10 protein-coding genes are annotated in these 15312 nt (G+C 76.2%); 1 reads left to right on the top strand and 9 read right to left on the bottom strand.

From position 1 onward, the window contains the following. The first annotated feature begins 116 nt into the window (after nucleotides 1-116). Nucleotides 117-1187, top strand: a complete 1071-nt coding sequence (locus ACIBEA_RS02815) for an RNA ligase (ATP) (RefSeq protein WP_399257190.1) — start codon at nucleotides 117-119, stop codon at nucleotides 1185-1187. Here the strand turns inward: ACIBEA_RS02815 and ACIBEA_RS02810 are convergent, their stop codons facing one another. From ACIBEA_RS02810 to ACIBEA_RS02770, 9 genes are all read right to left on the bottom strand, one after another. Next, nucleotides 1188-2474: an SUKH-4 family immunity protein gene (locus tag ACIBEA_RS02810; protein ID WP_399257189.1), complete on the bottom strand. Its 1287-nt coding sequence runs from the start codon at nucleotides 2472-2474 to the stop codon at nucleotides 1188-1190. Nucleotides 2475-2615: 141 nt separating this feature from the next. Next, a complete protein-coding gene (locus ACIBEA_RS02805) occupies nucleotides 2616-3407 on the bottom strand; it encodes a BTAD domain-containing putative transcriptional regulator (protein WP_399257187.1) in 792 nt (263 codons plus the stop codon). Between the two features lie 113 nt (nucleotides 3408-3520). Further along, a complete protein-coding gene (locus ACIBEA_RS02800) occupies nucleotides 3521-5005 on the bottom strand; it encodes a hypothetical protein (RefSeq protein ID WP_399257185.1) in 1485 nt (494 codons plus the stop codon). Beyond that, a complete protein-coding gene (locus ACIBEA_RS02795; RefSeq protein WP_399257183.1) occupies nucleotides 5002-6465 on the bottom strand; it encodes a hypothetical protein in 1464 nt (487 codons plus the stop codon). The genes ACIBEA_RS02800 and ACIBEA_RS02795 overlap by 4 nt, the downstream gene beginning before the upstream one ends. Next, a complete protein-coding gene (locus ACIBEA_RS02790; protein WP_399257180.1) occupies nucleotides 6462-8558 on the bottom strand; it encodes an ATP-binding protein in 2097 nt (698 codons plus the stop codon). The genes ACIBEA_RS02795 and ACIBEA_RS02790 overlap by 4 nt, the downstream gene beginning before the upstream one ends. Then, the gene (locus ACIBEA_RS02785) at nucleotides 8551-10353 is read right to left on the bottom strand and encodes a hypothetical protein (RefSeq protein ID WP_399257178.1); all 1803 of its coding nucleotides are present in this window, start codon (nucleotides 10351-10353) and stop codon (nucleotides 8551-8553) included. The genes ACIBEA_RS02790 and ACIBEA_RS02785 overlap by 8 nt, the downstream gene beginning before the upstream one ends. Then, nucleotides 10350-12491 carry a phage tail protein gene (locus ACIBEA_RS02780; protein ID WP_399257176.1) on the bottom strand — a complete coding sequence of 714 codons (2142 nt, stop codon included), beginning with the start codon at nucleotides 12489-12491 and terminating at the stop codon, nucleotides 10350-10352. The genes ACIBEA_RS02785 and ACIBEA_RS02780 overlap by 4 nt, the downstream gene beginning before the upstream one ends. Beyond that, nucleotides 12491-14746 carry a putative baseplate assembly protein gene (locus tag ACIBEA_RS02775; protein WP_399257175.1) on the bottom strand — a complete coding sequence of 752 codons (2256 nt, stop codon included), beginning with the start codon at nucleotides 14744-14746 and terminating at the stop codon, nucleotides 12491-12493. The genes ACIBEA_RS02780 and ACIBEA_RS02775 overlap by 1 nt, the downstream gene beginning before the upstream one ends. A gap of 18 nt (nucleotides 14747-14764) precedes the next feature. Beyond that, on the bottom strand, nucleotides 14765-15247 hold the full coding sequence (locus ACIBEA_RS02770) for a GPW/gp25 family protein (RefSeq protein ID WP_399257173.1): 483 nt from the start codon (nucleotides 15245-15247) through the stop codon (nucleotides 14765-14767). Nucleotides 15248-15312 lie beyond the last annotated feature (65 nt).

Raw genomic sequence — 15312 nt, 5'->3', positions numbered from 1 at the left:
GGGGTGAGGGGGGTCTGTGCGGCCGGCGAGGCTAGCAGACCGATATCCACTGGCCCACGGAAATTCCGGTCGCCGAGAGTGACCTGCGAGGAGAACCGCATCCGAGGAGAGCTGACATGTCGACGCTGCGCGTCACCGCCGAACCACTGACCGTCCACACCCATCCGAACGCCGACGCCCTCGAACTGGCCCAGGTGGGCCTGTACCGCGCCGTCGTCGCGAAGGGCGCCTACCGGACCGGCGAATTCGCGGTGTACATCCCGGAGCAGGCGGTCCTCCCGGCCGGGCTGATCGACGAGCTCGGGCTGACCGGACGGCTGTCGGGCAGTGGGGCGGACCGGGTCAAGGCGGTCAGGCTGCGCGGCGAGCTCTCCCAAGGCATCGTGTGCCGACCGGCGGTGCTGGCGGACGTGGACCTGGTCCGTGCGGCCGGCGACGGGACGGATTTCGCGGAGCTGTTGGGCATCACCAAGTGGTCGCCGCCCGTACCGGCCAGGATGAACGGCGCCGTCGAGGCCGCGCCGGACCTGCTGCCGTGGGTCGACATCGAGAACCTGCAGCGCTACCCGGACGTCTTCACCCCCGGTGAGCCGGTCGTGCTCACCGAGAAGCTGCACGGCACCGCCTGCCTGACCACCTACGTCGTCGAGGGCGGCCGGACCCACGTCTCCTCGAAGGGCTACGGTGCCAGGGGTCTGGCCCTGGTGGAGGATCCGCGCAACCTGTACTGGCGGGCCGTCCGCTCCCACGACGTGCCCGCCGTCGCGGCCCGGCTCGCCGAGCGGCTGGGCGCGACCAGGGTCGGCATCTTCGGCGAGGTCTTCGGGTCGGGGGTGCAGGACCTGACGTACGGGGCGGACGGGCGCAGCGAGCTGCTCGGCTTGGCCGTCTTCGACGTCTCGGCGGAGATCGACGGACAGGTGCGGTGGCTGGACCCCGCCGCCGTGCTCCTCGACGGCGAGCTGCCGCTGGTGCCGCGGCTGCACGAGGGGCCGTACGACCCCGACGCCGTGCTGGAGCTGGCCACGGGCCGGGAGACCGTCTCGGGGAGCGCCCTCCACCTGCGGGAGGGCGTGGTGATCCGGCCGGTCACCGAGCGGTACAGCCCGGTGGTGGGCGGCCGGGCCATCGCCAAGGCGGTCAGCCCCGCCTACCTGACGCGCAAGGGCGGCACCGAGTACGAGTGATCAGTAGCCGTCCACGCCCAGCTCGGTGATGGACGCGAAGAGGTGACCCCAGGCGTCCCCGCCGGGGGTCGCCTCGTCGAGGGCGTCCGGTGCGTGGGCGGACACCTCGGCGCGGAAGTCCCGCTGCCCGTCCTCCGCCGGATACGGGTCCCAGCACGCGCCCATGAAGCGGCGCACGGCCTCCAGCAGGCGCAGGAAGGTCTCCGTGTCGCGGGCGAAGGGGAACGGGGCGGGGGGCGCGTCGTCGTCCGGGTCCCCCCGCGTCAGGGAGACTGCGCCCGTCTCCGGGTGGAGGAGGACCTTTCCCTCGTCGGCGTAACCGAACTCGAAGGTGCCCAGGTGGAGCAGCCCCTCGGCGTCCGTGGCCGGCGCCCAGGGCTCCTGCTCGCCGAAGGCGAGCGCGAAGCCGCTCACCCCGGCCGCCCAGTGCCGGGGCAGCCCCACGGCCGTCAGGAGGTCCCGGGTGGGCCGGTGCGCCAGCGCCGCGGGCAACCGCTGCTCGGGGAGCGGGATCACCAGGTCACCGAAGACGGCGTCCACGCGGGCCGCGTCCAGGGGTGCGCCCGACGGGGAGGGGGCGACGAACCACGGCGTCGCGGTGGCCTCCTCCCACGAGCCGTGATCGGCGCCTCCGGTCGGCCAACCCGCCTCGACCACGGCCTCGTTGCGCTCCACGACCGCGATGCCCCGCGCCTCGACGATCAGGAAGCGGCCCCCGCCCAGCGCGACCGGCTCCTCCCAGGTGCCCGGGCAGTGCAGGGCCCACGCGTCCTCGTCCGTGTCGAAGAGGAACGGCCCGTCGTCCTGCGCCTCTTCGTCGCGCTCCGCGAACTCCCCCGGGGCGGGTGCCGGGCGAGGCGCTCCGGTCTCCAGGTCGAACCAGCGCTGCGCGGTCCACAGCGACCAGACCGCCAACAGGGGTCCCCGGTCGGCGGTTCCCTGCGCCGGATCGAAATCCACCGGATCGAAGACCGTGGCCGACCGGTCCCCGCTCAGGTTGGGCTCGGCGCGGTGCGCGCCGACCGGTCGCCACCAGGCCCACACCGTCCGCCAGGGCAGGCCCGGTTCGGCGGCGGCCACCTGGTCGGCGTACGCGTCCCGCCCGAGCACCTTGGCGGCGAAGTGCAGCCGGGAGGCGAATTCGGCCCGTACCACCTCCACCGGCCCGAAGACGGCCTCGGCCTGGGTGAAGACCTCGTACCCCTCCCCGGATCGGGTGGAGTCGGTCAGTTCGCGGGCACGGCCCTGGCCGAGGGAGAGCAGGGCGGCGGGATCATCACAGGTCACGGGCCCATCCTGCCACCGGCCCGGATTTCGACCACACCAAGGGGTGGTCCCGACGGACCGGACCGTCAACTACCCCTTCCACCCGCCCTCCCGCGCCGTGGATCGCTCTGCGCGGGAGGGTGGGCACGGCGGTGCCGCGGGTCAGTTGTGGCCGGCCGCCTGCCTGGCCCGCAGCCGCGGGGTGGCGGTGCGGCAGAACCTCGCTATCAGCTCGGACAGTTCGCGGCCCGGATCCACCCCCAGCTCCCGCCGCGTCAGTTCGCGGTAGGCGTCGTACGTCCGCATCGCCTCGATCAGATTGCCCTCCGCCAAGTGGGCCTCGATCAGGGCCCGCTGGGCGCTCTCCCGCAAGGGCTCCGCGCCCACCGCGACGAGCGCGGATTCGACCGCCTCCGCATGGCGCCCGGCCCGACCCAGCTGCCGGCTCAATGCCTCCAGCGCATGCAGCAGGCGTTGACGGACCCGCTCCCGCTCCAGCAGCACCCAGTCGTCGTACCAGCCGGGCAGTAGATCGAGGGCGTCCGTACGCCACTTGAGCGCGGACAGGTCCTCGCCGGTGGCGGTACCCCCGATGAGCCGTCCCGCCCAGCCGTAGAGGACGTAGAGGTCGACCACGGTGTGCTCGCGCATCGCGAGCGAGCACTTGTCGGAGTCGAGCAGGTCGATCCCGGCGGCCTTGAGCCGCCACAGGGCCGAGCGGAGGTTGCCCGCCGCCCTCAGGTCGTCGCCGGACGGCCACAGCGTGCCCGCTGCGTGCCGACGCTCGACCCGGCCCCCGTTGAGCGCCACGAAGGCCAGCAGCCGCTTGCTCCCCTCCGGAACGTCCAGCCGTCTTCCCCGGTGCACCACGCGCGGACCACCGATGAGGTGGAGGGTCGGTGTGTCCCCTTGCCCCGGTACCCGGGCCACCGACTCGCGGAACTGCGTGGTCAACGTACTCGTCGTATGCAACGTGCTCGGCGTATTCATAGGCGGTCCCCCTGCTAGAAAGCCCGCCATGGATACTATGTGCACTGCGTCACGGATCAGTCACCGACTGCTACAGGTCATTCGGTCGAGTGGGTCCCGGCCGCCGCGCCGGTCACCTCCCCCGGGCTGTAGCAGAAGCGCTGCTGACGCCTGACGAAGGCGACCCAGTTGGTGAGGGGACGGCCCTGTTCGTCAGCCGGGACCAGGACGTCGACGGCGGCGGGGCGGTCCAGCGGGATCCGGTCGCGGTGCTGGGCCTCCTGCACCGCCTGGGCGACATCGGCCGTGCCGCACCAGCAGTACCGCACCTCCACCTGCGGCCCCAGGAAGCTCTCGATCCGACCGAGCGCGGCCGCGGACAGGAAGGTCGGGGAGGACGGCGAGGATGGAGAGGTCGGAGAGGGCGAATCGCTCCCGCCGTCGCCCTCGGGGGCCAGCGGCAGATAGCCCGCGGGCGGCAGTTCGGTGATCCCGAGCCGCTCCAGGGTCTCCGGCTCCGGCACGTCGACCGCTCCGGGGCCCCACAGCCGCCCCGCGTCGATGCCCTCGACGAGCAGGCCCAACTCCCGCCCCAGCTGCTCCTTGGTGTGGCTCTGCAGGAAGGTCTGCCGGCCCAGCCGGGCCAGTTGTTCCAGCAGCGGCTGGAGATCCGTCCGGGGCGCCGCCCTGGCGGCCGTCAACTCCGCCAGCTGGCACTGGAACTGGAGGATCTGGGCCATGAACACGTCCCAGGGCCGCATCCCCGTCCGCGCCTGCCAGTACCGGTACGGCGGGGGCGCGCCGCGCTCGCGGCGGGCGGTCCAGGTGTCGACCTCCCAGGCGGCGGTCGTGCCCGGGGCGCGGCTGAGCACGGCGAGCCTGACGCCCTTCGCCTTGCCCGTGACCGTGGGCGGTGTCCAGCTCTGCGGCAGGTCGACGGCGCCCGGTCCGTAGGGCCAGGCGGAGCGTTCGGTGCGCTCCGTGGCGAAGAGGCGGGAGGCGAGCCAGTTGCGCCGGTGTTCCGCGGGCCGGTTGTCCAGTCCGGGCTCGGTGGCCTCGGTGAGCCGGATGCGCACGCCCTCGGCGCCGTAGGGGCTGCGCGTGGTGCCCGCGCCCGAGCAGGGGTCGTCGCAGTAGCTGCCCTGGACCGGGGCGTCGCCGTAGGCCCAGGAGGCGGGGACGGCCTCGACGTACCAGAAGGCGTGGGGTCCGGGGGTGAGGCCGCCGAGCGGGAGGGTGATCAGGCGCTGGGAGCGCAGCGGGCGGCCGTCGGGGGCGACCGCGAGCCCACCGCCGACGCGCAAGGTGGCGTCCTTGACGCTGACCTCGTACCCCTCGGCGACGCCGGGACCGCCCGCCTCGCCGACGGCCAGGGCCAGTTCGCGGGCGTAGTCCTGGATCCGGTTCAGGTGTTCGGCGCGCAGGAACAGGCCGTCGAAGGCGGTCAGCCGGTCGATGCCGCCGCCCGCCGTCGCGGGGGTGCCGTCGGACGCCGGGGAGCTCGGGCCGGCGGCGACCGGTCCCACCGGCGGGGCGGGCGGGGGCGTGACGGGGGACGGGGGCGTGCCCTCGGTGACGGTCATTCCTCGCTCCTCCCCGTCGCCGACACGCGCGGCAGACGTACGGTGATGATGGCGTCGTTCCCTTCGTCGGCGGTGCCCGGCGGCCCCCCGACCACTCCGGCGAACGGCACGGCCGGGTCCTTCCCGTAGAGCGGTTTGGAACCGGTGCCGCGGACCCGGATGCGGACGGTCTCGTAGGCGGGCCGTTGGTCGAGGTCGACCTTCACCCGGTGGCCGTCGGTGGAGATCCGGATCCCCGCGACCTCGTCGTCGGCCCAGCCCCGCCCCGCGTCCGACAGCGAGCTGATCTCCACCCCTTCGGGTTCGGCCGACCCCGGGGTGAGCGGGGCCGTGACGTCGAAGCTCAGCACGGTGTGCTCCCGCGACCAGGTGAGGGAGTCCGGGACCAGCCGCGGACCGCCGGCGTCCGGCGCGGCGGGGGCCCCGATCAGGCCGGGGGCCAGGGCGCACAGCAGTTCCTGGACCGTGGTGGTCGGCAGGATCGCGGTACGGACCCCCGCGTCCAGGGTGACGGCGCCGATCCGGACGCACTCCTCGTACTGCGTGACCTCCACCGTGAGGCGGGCCAGCACCACCGCGGCGTGGTCCTCCGTCACCGGGGCCCCGGGCACGCACGCGTCGCCCTCCGCCCGCTCCGGTGCCTGCGCGGTGGCGTCCAGCGCGGCGAGCCGCCGGAAGGCTTCGAGCAGGGCCGGGGCGCGGCGCGCCTCGGGCACCCGCGCCACCTCGGCCGCGGCGCGCCGGGCCTCCTCGCCCGCCCGGTCGCCCGGCAGGACCTCGTCCAGCCCGAGCAGGACCCGTACCCGGTGGTACGGGCGCCAGGGGGCCGGCGCCTTCGAGCGGATCGTGATCCGCGCCGTCTCGACGATCCGGGAGAAGTCGTCGTGGCGCCGCGTCACGTCGCAGGGGTCGGCGAGTGCGGGCACCGGCCGGTCCGGGCAGGTCGCGAACTCGGCGAGGACCCACGCCTCGACGGTCCTCGCCGCGGGAGGGCAGGGCGGGGGCTGCGCGGGCACGCCCGGCACCGGGTCGGGTGGTGCGTGACCGGGATCCGGGTGGCGTGCGGCCCAGGCCGCGGCCCATTCCGTGAGGGAGACGCACCAGGACGTCTCCAGGCTCAGCTCGCGCCCGAGCCCGTCCACGGCGAGTCCGGGCACCACGCGCAGTTCCCCGCCCTCGCGCCGCACGCCGAGGCCCCACACCACGCCGGGTCCGTGCAGCCAGGCGTTGTGCAGCATCTGTTTGCCGCGCGGATTCCCCATCAGGACGCGGAAGTCGTCCTCTCCCAGCAACATCCCGAAGGCCACGCGCAGCGCGAGGAACGGGTTCGCCCCGACCTCGTCCCCGGCACAGGGGCCGGGGTCGCAGGCCGTGCCGCGGGGGTCGTCGGTGGGCAGGTCCGGGGCGGACGCGCCGCCGCAGCCGCACGGGCTGGTGCTGCCGGTGCCGAGCGCCGTCATGATCTCTCCTCCTGAGGGGGTTCCTGCGGGGGCCTGCGCCGATCGGACTCCTCGACGGGCACGGTCGGTTCGGCGGCGGCCAGGGCGGTCGCGGCCCGGCGGTCCACGGGCGTGCCGCCCGGGTCGGGGCCGCCCCCGGGGAAGGGCCGGCCGGCCTTCGCGTACTCGCGCCGCATCGCGTCGAGGAGGTGGTCCTGGTGGATCGCTCTGCCCTGGTCCGCGGCGCGGAAGGCGCCGCCGATGGCGGCGTTGCGGATCCATCCGCCCGGTACCGGACAGCGTCGTGCGAGCGCGGCGAGGTCGACCTCGGGGTGCAGGAGGCCCGGCGGCAGGTGGATCTCCCACAGCCGACGGCGTCCTTCCGCCTCGGGGAACGGGAAGTCCACGACGAAGTCCATCCGCCGGGTGAAGGCGGCGTCGATGTTCTGCCGCAGGTTGGTGGTCAGCACCGCGAGGCCGTCGAACCGGTCCAGCCGCTGGAGCAGGTAGGCCGTCTCCATGTTCGCGAAGCGGTCGTTGGACCCGGAGACCTCCGTCCTGGTGGCGCAGAGGGCGTCGGCCTCGTCGAGGAGGAAGACCGCCTGGGTGCGCTCGGCGACATCGAAGCACGCGGCGAGGTTCTTCTCGGTCTCGCCGATGTACTTGGAGACCAGCTCGGACCCGTCGACGACCAACAGGTCGCGCCCCGCCTCCGCCGCCAGGACCTCGGCGGCCAGTGACTTCCCGGTCCCGGAGGGCCCGGTGAGCAGCAGCCGCACCCCCCGGGCCGCCCGGGCCGCTTCCCGCAACCGCCAGTCGTCCAGGACGAGGGCCTGGTCGCGCAGGCGCGCCACGGCGTCGCGGAGCTGCCGGCCGGACTCCCCCGCGAGCACCAGCCGGGACCAGCCGGCGCGCGGGGTGAGCAGCTCGGTGCCCGGAGGCAGCAGCGCGGCGGCCCGGGCCCGGATGGCACCGCGGACGTCCTGCTCGACGCCCTCGTCCCGCACCCCGAGCGCGGCCCGGCTGTGGACGTCGAGCGCCACCTGCGCCGTGAGCGCGGGGTCCAGGGGGTGCCGCGCGGCCAGCTCGGGGGCCCGCTCGGGGGCATCGGGCAGGGCGGCGCGCCACGCCGCCCGCCGGTCCCGGGCACCGATCGGGCCGACGGGCACGGTGAGTACGGGCCACTGCGGGCCGGGTCGGACCGTCCCGGGTGCGGCGCAGACGAGGAGCGGGCCCGGCAACCGGTCCAGGGCGGGGACCACCGGACCGCAGCCGCTGGACGGCGGCGGTGCGATCAGCAGGGGCACCGCGCCGCGCACCGCCGCGTGCAACCCCAACAGCCCCATGGCCACGGGGTCGTCGGGGCGGGCACGGGCGGCGGTCAGTCCGAGCCCGGCCGCCCGGGCGAGCGCCGCGCACCGGCTCAGCGCGATGGTCTCGTCCCGGTCCGGCACCAGCAGGACGCGGGGTTCGGCGGAGCACAGCGCGGCCACGGCCCGGGCGGTCTCGGGGCGTTCGAGCCAGGCCTCCAGACCGGCGACCGCTGGGCCGGGGTCGACCGGGGCGAGCGCGGCGGGCCAGGCGGGATGCCCGTGCAGCGCCTCCCACACCTGGTCGGCGAGGGTGAGGGAGCGTTCGTGGAAGGGGCCCTCGCCGGTGAGCACGAGGACGCCGCCGCGCACGGCTGCGCCTTCGTGGAACAGCCTGCGCAGCACCCCCCGGGCCGGGACCCCGCCCCCGCCGTCGTCGCCCGGGCGGTCGGTGAGCAGGCAGGCGAGGCCGACGCTGGGGTGCGGGGCGCCGCCGGGATGCATGGCGCGCAGCGTCCGGGCCAGGCCCTCGTGTTCCTCGGGGAGCCCGGCGAGCAGGACGAGTTCGCACTCCAGCGGGCTCAGTCCGAACCGGTCCACCAGGCGCCCGAAGGGGGTGGCGAACAGCGGGACGGCCGGGTCGCCGATCACCGCCCGGCTCGCGGCGCCCTCGGCCCAGGCCCGGAGGAACGCCGAGGGCGCACCGCCCGCCTCGGTGCTGCACGTACGGTCCAAGAGGTCGGCCAGCCGGACGGCGACGGTGGCCGCGCGCGCCGACAGGTCGCGGCTGGTGCGGTCAGACATAGCGGTACCTCACGACCGCGCCGAGCCAGCCGAGCCAGCCCGGATCGAGGTCCAGTCCGGCGCGGCGGACCGCGGGATCGGTGGTGGCGACGGACAGCGTCGCCTCGATCCAGCCGGGCTCGGCGGTGATCCGTCCGTCGCGGCGGGCCATTGCCGCGACCGCCGCCACCTCCTCAAGGGGAGTTCCGCCGGTCCGCTCGCCGTGCAGGCGTGCGGCGGTGACGCGGGCCCAGTCCGCGGCGAGTTCGGCGATCCGGGCCCGCTCGGCCGGGGTCGCGGGGGCGGCGGCCGTGACGGTGGCGGCGCGGTCGGGTCCGAGCCCGGCCAGGGCGAGCAGCGCCGCGTCCTCGGCCGCGGCGTCGGGCAGCAGGAGCCGCGCGACGCGGTGGAGCACCCAGGACAACGGGCGGGCCGCGAGGTCGGGTTCGTCCAGGACCCGGTCGGGGAGTCCGGTCTCGGCGGCCGTGGCGAAGAGGAAGAGCAGGCCGGTCCAGCCGGTGTCCACGCCCGCAGCGGGACAGGGCGGCCGCGCGGGCGTCCCGGACCGGGGCGGTACGGTCCCCCTCGCGCGGGAGCCGTCGGCTCCGGGCGGGACCGGGACCCGGGGCGCGACGGGATCGGCCGGGGCGACGGGCGGCCGCGCGGCGGCCACGGGCGCGGGGACCCCGGCGCCCCGCACGGCACCGGCCGGCGCGGCGGCGGGCCCGGTGGGGGCGGGGACCGGGGCTGCGGCGGGCGACGGGACGGGCTCCGGCGCGGGGCGGACGCCCGGGTCCGGCGGCGCGAGGTCCGCGCCGTGCTCCGCGGGCGCACCGGCCGGGCCGCACAACCGCTCGGCGAGCTCCCTCGCCAGGCCGGCCGGCGGGGGGCGCAGGAGCAGGGCCGGGGCGGTGTCCGCGACGACCAGCACGGCCCACGCGGCCCGTACCGACGCGGTGGGGCGCAGCCGGGAGGACCTGATCAGCTCCGCCAGCGGCGAGGCGGCGACCAGGGCGGTCGCGAGCGTGGCCGTGCGGGCGCGGGCCGCCCGGTCCGGCGCTCCGGTGGGGGTCACCCTTACCCCGGCGGCGGGCGCGGTCCAGGCGGCGTCCGGGGTGAGCCGCGCGGCCAGCAGCTGCCAGCCGGCTCGACCCAGGGACCGGTCCAGTGCGGCGAGCCCGGCCCGCTCGGCGGCGCGCAGCAGGGCGGCGGGGGTCTGTCGGGGGTGCCGGTCCAGGGCGGCCAGGATCGCGGGGCCGGGCGAGGCCAGCGGATCCGGGTCCCCGGCGCGCAGGATGCCGGTCTGTCGCCAGGCCCACAGCCGGGCGGTGCGGCCGGTCGCGAGCCCGGCGATCGCGTCGACCAGCGCTTCCCCGTCGTGCCGGTAGTGGACGAAGGTGCCCGGGCGGCCCTCCCGGACGGTCTCTTCGATCGCGGCCGCGACCGCCTCGGACCAGGACCGGGCGAGCGCGGGGTCGGGGCGGGCCAGGTCGAGGGGAACGGTCAGGTCGAGGCGGGGCAGGCACCAGCGGCCGGGCGGCAGGTCCAGGGCCCGCAGGGCCGCTTCCAGGCCGCCCCCGAGGGCGTGCCTCAGGGGGCCGCGCAGCCGTCCGGGATCGGCCGCCCCCGTGTCGGCGGCCGGTCGCAGGATGACCGAGAGCCGGTCGACGACGAGGACGGGACGCGCGGCGTCCCCCGGTGCCTCGGACACCGCCGTGCCCCGACGGCCCGCATGCTCGGGGGTGCGGGAGTCGGCGGTGACGCCCGGCCCGGACGGAGTGGCGGGGGTGGGCGGGGTGGCGGGGGTGGGGCTCATCCGACCCTCACCGCCCCGGCGATGGAGGTTTCGCCGACGCGCGCGCCGACGGCGGGTACGCCGACGATGCCGTCGTCGCCGATCCGGACGCTGCCGACGACGGCGGGCCCCCAGGCGGCTCCGGGGCCCACGACGGAGGTCAGTCCGAGGTGGAGCGTACGGCCGATCCGCATCCCCGCGCCCAGCGGGCAGATGTCGACCAGGGTGTGCGCGGGCTTGTGGGCCTCGACGACGGCCCGGACCACCTCCAGCTGTTCCGCGCCGAGGTCGGCGGGGATCAGCACGCTGAACCGGTGTGCGGTCGCCGTGTATCCGTCTTCGCCGGGTCGGGTGCCGCCGACGGTGAAGCGGCCCAGCGCACCCGAGGTGCTCGCGGCGCCGCCGACCGCGGGGGCTGGGGGCCCGCCGGGTCCGGCGCCGAGCACGGCCCCGCCGAGTCCGCGCAGCCGCCAGCTCTCCACGACGCTGATGGGCAGCGGGAGGAAGAGGCGCAGGATCCGTTCGAGGCAGGCCACGGTGCCCCGGATGCGGAAGAGGTCGTAGGCCTGGGCGACCAACGCGCGCCGGGCGGCGACGGGCCAGCGCCGGTCGAGGGCGAGGCCCAACAGCCCGGCCAACCAGCCGAGGGCCTCTTGCGGGGTGGCGTCCGGGTCGAGCAGCAGGGTGCGTTCGGCGGCCCGACCGTCCAGCTCGTGCAGGAGCCCTTCGGCGGGGGCGAGGAACCGCTGGAGGAAGTCCGCGTCGCCCTCGTCCCGGCTCCAGGCCCGTGGGAGCCGGCCGGGCAGCCGGTGGCCGGGCCGCTCCACCCGTAGCCCCCGCACGCGCGGGGTGAGCCGGAGGGTTCCGGTCAGCTGGAGCACGATCCACAGGTACCGGCCGGGCGGGGCCGTCACGGGGGCCTCGTACGTGTCGTACCCGTCGTCGGGGGCGATCTGTGCCCAGGGCCATTCGCGCCCGGTCGGGCGGCGGAAGAGCGGCGCGGGGTCGGGGAGATGGGCGGCGACCTGGTCCGCGGAGGGCAGCGGCGGGGTGAGCTCGGGGTGGCGCACGACCCGCCCGCCCCGGACCGGAGGCGTCCGGGGCAGCGGGTCGGGGACGGTGTCCTCGTCGCTGGTGAGGCAGCTGATCCGGACGTCGGTGCCGGGCGGGATGCACGCGTCGAGGAACACCCGCCCCCAGCGGGTGCGGTACTCGGCGGCGTCCAGCCGGTAGCAGACCACCCGGCCCGCGGGGGTGTAGCGGGCGGCGGGTCCCGCCGTACGGGCGGTGCCGTCGGCGGTGGTGAAGGCGATCCGGCCGTCGGGGGCCACGGTCACGGCTCCGCCGTCGTAACCGCGGGCGCGCAGGGGTTCGATCTCGGCCCAGGAGGCTCCGTCGGGGCGGAAGAGGCGCAGCGGCCGGCCCGGGCCGCGGGCCACCACCAGGGTGCCCTCGGCGGTGAAGTCGAGGTCACCGGCATCGGGCACGACGAGCGGTCGGGAGCCGTCCGCCCGGGCGACCACGGCGCGGCCGCCGCCCGGTCCGGTCCACAGGACGTGCACCTGCCCGGCGTGGTCGGCGATCCGGGTGGGCCGCAGGCCCGCGGCCCCTGCCGGTGGGCGCAGCACGGGCCCGGGCCGCGGGTCACGGCGCCCGCGCAGGACGACGAGGCCGGCCGGCCGGGTGAGCAGGGCGACGACGGCGCCGCAGTGGGCGGTGAGGTCGAGCGGCCGCCGGTGCGGTCGGGCGGCGTCGCGGACCGGGACGCGGCGCAGCGGCCGTTCGGCCCAGAGGTCGACCACCTGGACGGCGCCCGCGCCGGATTCGGCGATGTAGAGGCGTTGTGCCGTGTCGACGGCGAGTCCGCGCGGTACGCGCAGGGTGCCGGGCGGCTGGTGCGGAGCGCCGGCGGCGGACCCGGTGCACGCGGCGGGCAGGACTTCGACCCGGCCGGTCCTCGGGTGCGACCGGTAGGCGCGGCCCCAGCGGTCGAAGGCCAGCCCGGCGGGCCCGTGCCCGGCCGGTGGGGGGCCTCGTTCCGGCTCGGGCTCCCAGGCGAGGCAGACCCCGCCCTCGTCCAGGAGCGCCGTCGATTCGTGGGCGCAGCGCGCCCATTGATCCGCGTCGGCGAGCAGGCCGAGCGTCCGGTCCGCGTACATCAGCACACCTCCGGGGGCAGGGGGACGACGACGGGGTCGCCCGGGGAGGGCGGCGGGGTGCCGTAGCCGGCGCCGACGGGCAGCGGGGTGCCGGTGACCACGGTGATCGCGGAGAGCCGGGGGACCTCCCACGGCCGTAGGGGGACGAGCGGCATCGGCGTCCACACCGGGCCGGCCGCCCCTGCCTGCGATTGCGTTCCCGTCCCCGCACCCGCACCCGTCGTCGCGGACGGTGTGGCACGGCGGGCCAGCAGCAGTTCGTCCTCGATGTATTCGAGGCCCTCCACCTGGACGGCCACGGCCTCCAGTTCCGCACGCCGCACCGCCCGGCCCAGCGGCCAGCCGCCGCCCTCCGGCCCGTACGGCGGGAGCGGGGCGAGGTACTGGCGCAGGATCAGCTCCACCCAGCGGCGCACCGCGTCGCTCTGGTAACCCTCTCGGGTCCGGATGCCGACGGAGACCGCGATGTCCACGTACGTGGGCGGGATGACGTACAGCTCGGTGGTGACCAGTCGGCGCGGATCGAGGTACGCCGCGACCTGGCGCAGCAGTGCGAGGTCGGGCAGGGGCGCGCCCGGGTCGCGCAGGTCCTCCGTCGGGAAGACGAGCACGCTGATCACGCCCGCCGCGGGCTGGGTCGGTGTGTCGGGGTGCAGCAGCGGCAGTGCTTCGGCGCGCCGGATCCCGGGCACTTCGAGGGCCAGCGCCCGGAAGTCCTCGGCGGTGACGGCCCGGTCGCGGCGGTGCACCTCGGCGGGCAGGGCGTCCAGGGCATCGGCGAGGGACGCGGGATCGGCTCCCCCGGTCGCGGGGAGCGGGTTGGTGACCTTCACCCCGGCGACCCCGGTGAAGGAGCCGATCGCCCCGGCCGCCACGTTCCCTGCGGAGCCGCCGCCGTACCGGTAGGAGAGCACCCGGATCCGCTCGCCGATCCGGGGGAGTCGGCCGCGCGTACCGAAGCGGACCACGCCCGCTTCGGCGTCCAGCGTGTAGTGCCGGTCGAGGGGGCCGCTGGTGGCGAAGGACTCGACTTCGGTCCAGGGCAGCCAGCCGTCGGCCTCCTCCACCTCCAGGCAGATGCTGCCCGCGACCACGGGGCGCTGGGTGAGGCGGAAGGCCTGGCCCGCGTCGGCCGTGCCGGTGCCGAGGAGTTCGGGCGTGGCGGTACGGGCCTGTAGGGCGCCCACCGCATTGATCCCGACCCAGCGGATGCGGTGGATGGCGTCGTTCTCCCCGGCCGGACGGCGCACCCGGAGCCAGCACAGGACCCGTGCGGCCGCCTTCTCGTCGTCGAGCGGGGGCGGGCTGTCCGCGCCCGCGCTGCCCAGGGCGCCCCGGGCGTGGGTGGGGAACGCGGATGGCAGAGCGAGGGAGACCACGCCGCGCGCGGTCAGTCCGCGGGTGGTGTCCGCGAGGACGTCGAGCGGGGTGAAGGCGGACGGGCGGGCGGGGCCGTTCCACAACTCCCAGAGGAAACCTGGCGGCGCCGAGAGCAGGTCCGACGCGCGCAGCCGGGTCGGGTCCCCGGGGGTGTGGGGCACCAGGTCGTAGGGGCGCGGCAGTTCCTCGTCGGGCAGGACGCCCAGGAAGATGCTCCGGCCGCGCAACTCGCGCGGGTCGGCGGAGTCCTTGGCCAGCAGCGCGATCCACAGGCACTGGTCGAGGGTGGCGGACACGTCGAGCGGTGGGGCGGCCCCGCCCAGGGGGTCGCCGGGCACGGCGGTGGTGACGTAGAAGGACACGGGTGCGCCGGCGCAGGCCCGGTCGCGCTCGGCCGGCGGCAGCGCCTCCACCGCGTTCTGCCGGCGCCGCTTCTCGGTGGCCGCGCGCGCGGGGTCGTCGGCGGACGGGGCCGGGGCGGCGGTCTTCCCGACCGCCAGGACCTCCAGCGGCCAGGCCACCACCTCACCGTCGGTCTCGAAGGGGACGGCGCCCGCGCGGGCTTCGGTGCCGCGCAGGACCTGGACGCCCGCGGGCCGTTCGGTGTCGAGGACCAACAGGGTGCGGGCGATCAGGGCGGGCCGGGGGCGGACGCCCAGCAGCCGCAGGAACGCGACCTTGGTGGTGTCGGGGATCTGGTTGAAGCGGAAGAGCAGCGACTCGCCGAGGTGTGCGAAGAGTTCGAGCAGGGCGATGCCGGGATCGCCCGCGTTGTGGTCGGTCCACTCGGGGGCGTAGACGGGGATCCGCTTGACCAGCTCGTCCCTGAGCTGCTCGAAGGTGCGGTCGTCGAGGATGGGGCCGATCAGTGGCATGCGCGCTCCCTCCCTCCGCTACCGCAGGTAGAAGGGGTAGACGAGATTGTCGGGGCGCAGGTCCAGGAGGTGGACGTAGGCGATGTCGATCCACACCATGGTCGGCTCCTCCCCCGGGGTCACGGCGACCTCGGTGACCCTGATCCGCGGCTCCCAGCGGGTGAGCGCCTCGCTGATCTCCGCGCTGATGGCGCCGCGGGTGGCCGGGGTGTTCGGTGCCATCAGGTGGCGGCGCAGTCCGCAGCCGAAGGTGGGCCGCATGACGCGCTCGCCGGGCTCGGTGTCGAGGATCGTCTCGATCGACTGCCGGACCACGGCGGGCCCGCTCAGCCAGGCGGGGGCTCCGGGGCGGTCCCCGGCCGCCGGTCCGCTTCCTGCTGTGCCCGCCGCCGAGGGGCGCAGCGGGAAGCGGATCCCGGTCCCGGTCCAGGTCTCGCCTGCGGATGGTGCTCCCGGTCCGTAGCCGCCGGGGGCGGAGGTGAGGGCGTCGATTGCTGCCATGCCCTCCATGCTCCGCACGGACCGTCACCGCAACGTTTCCGACGGGCCCCTAGGGGTCCTGCCGG

The organism is Streptomyces sp. NPDC051555 (genome assembly GCF_044454405.1).
In the GTDB taxonomy this organism is placed as follows: domain Bacteria; phylum Actinomycetota; class Actinomycetes; order Streptomycetales; family Streptomycetaceae; genus Streptomyces.
The sequence above is the reverse complement of the archived record's forward strand: the minus strand, read 5'-3'. Positions and strand labels throughout refer to the sequence as shown.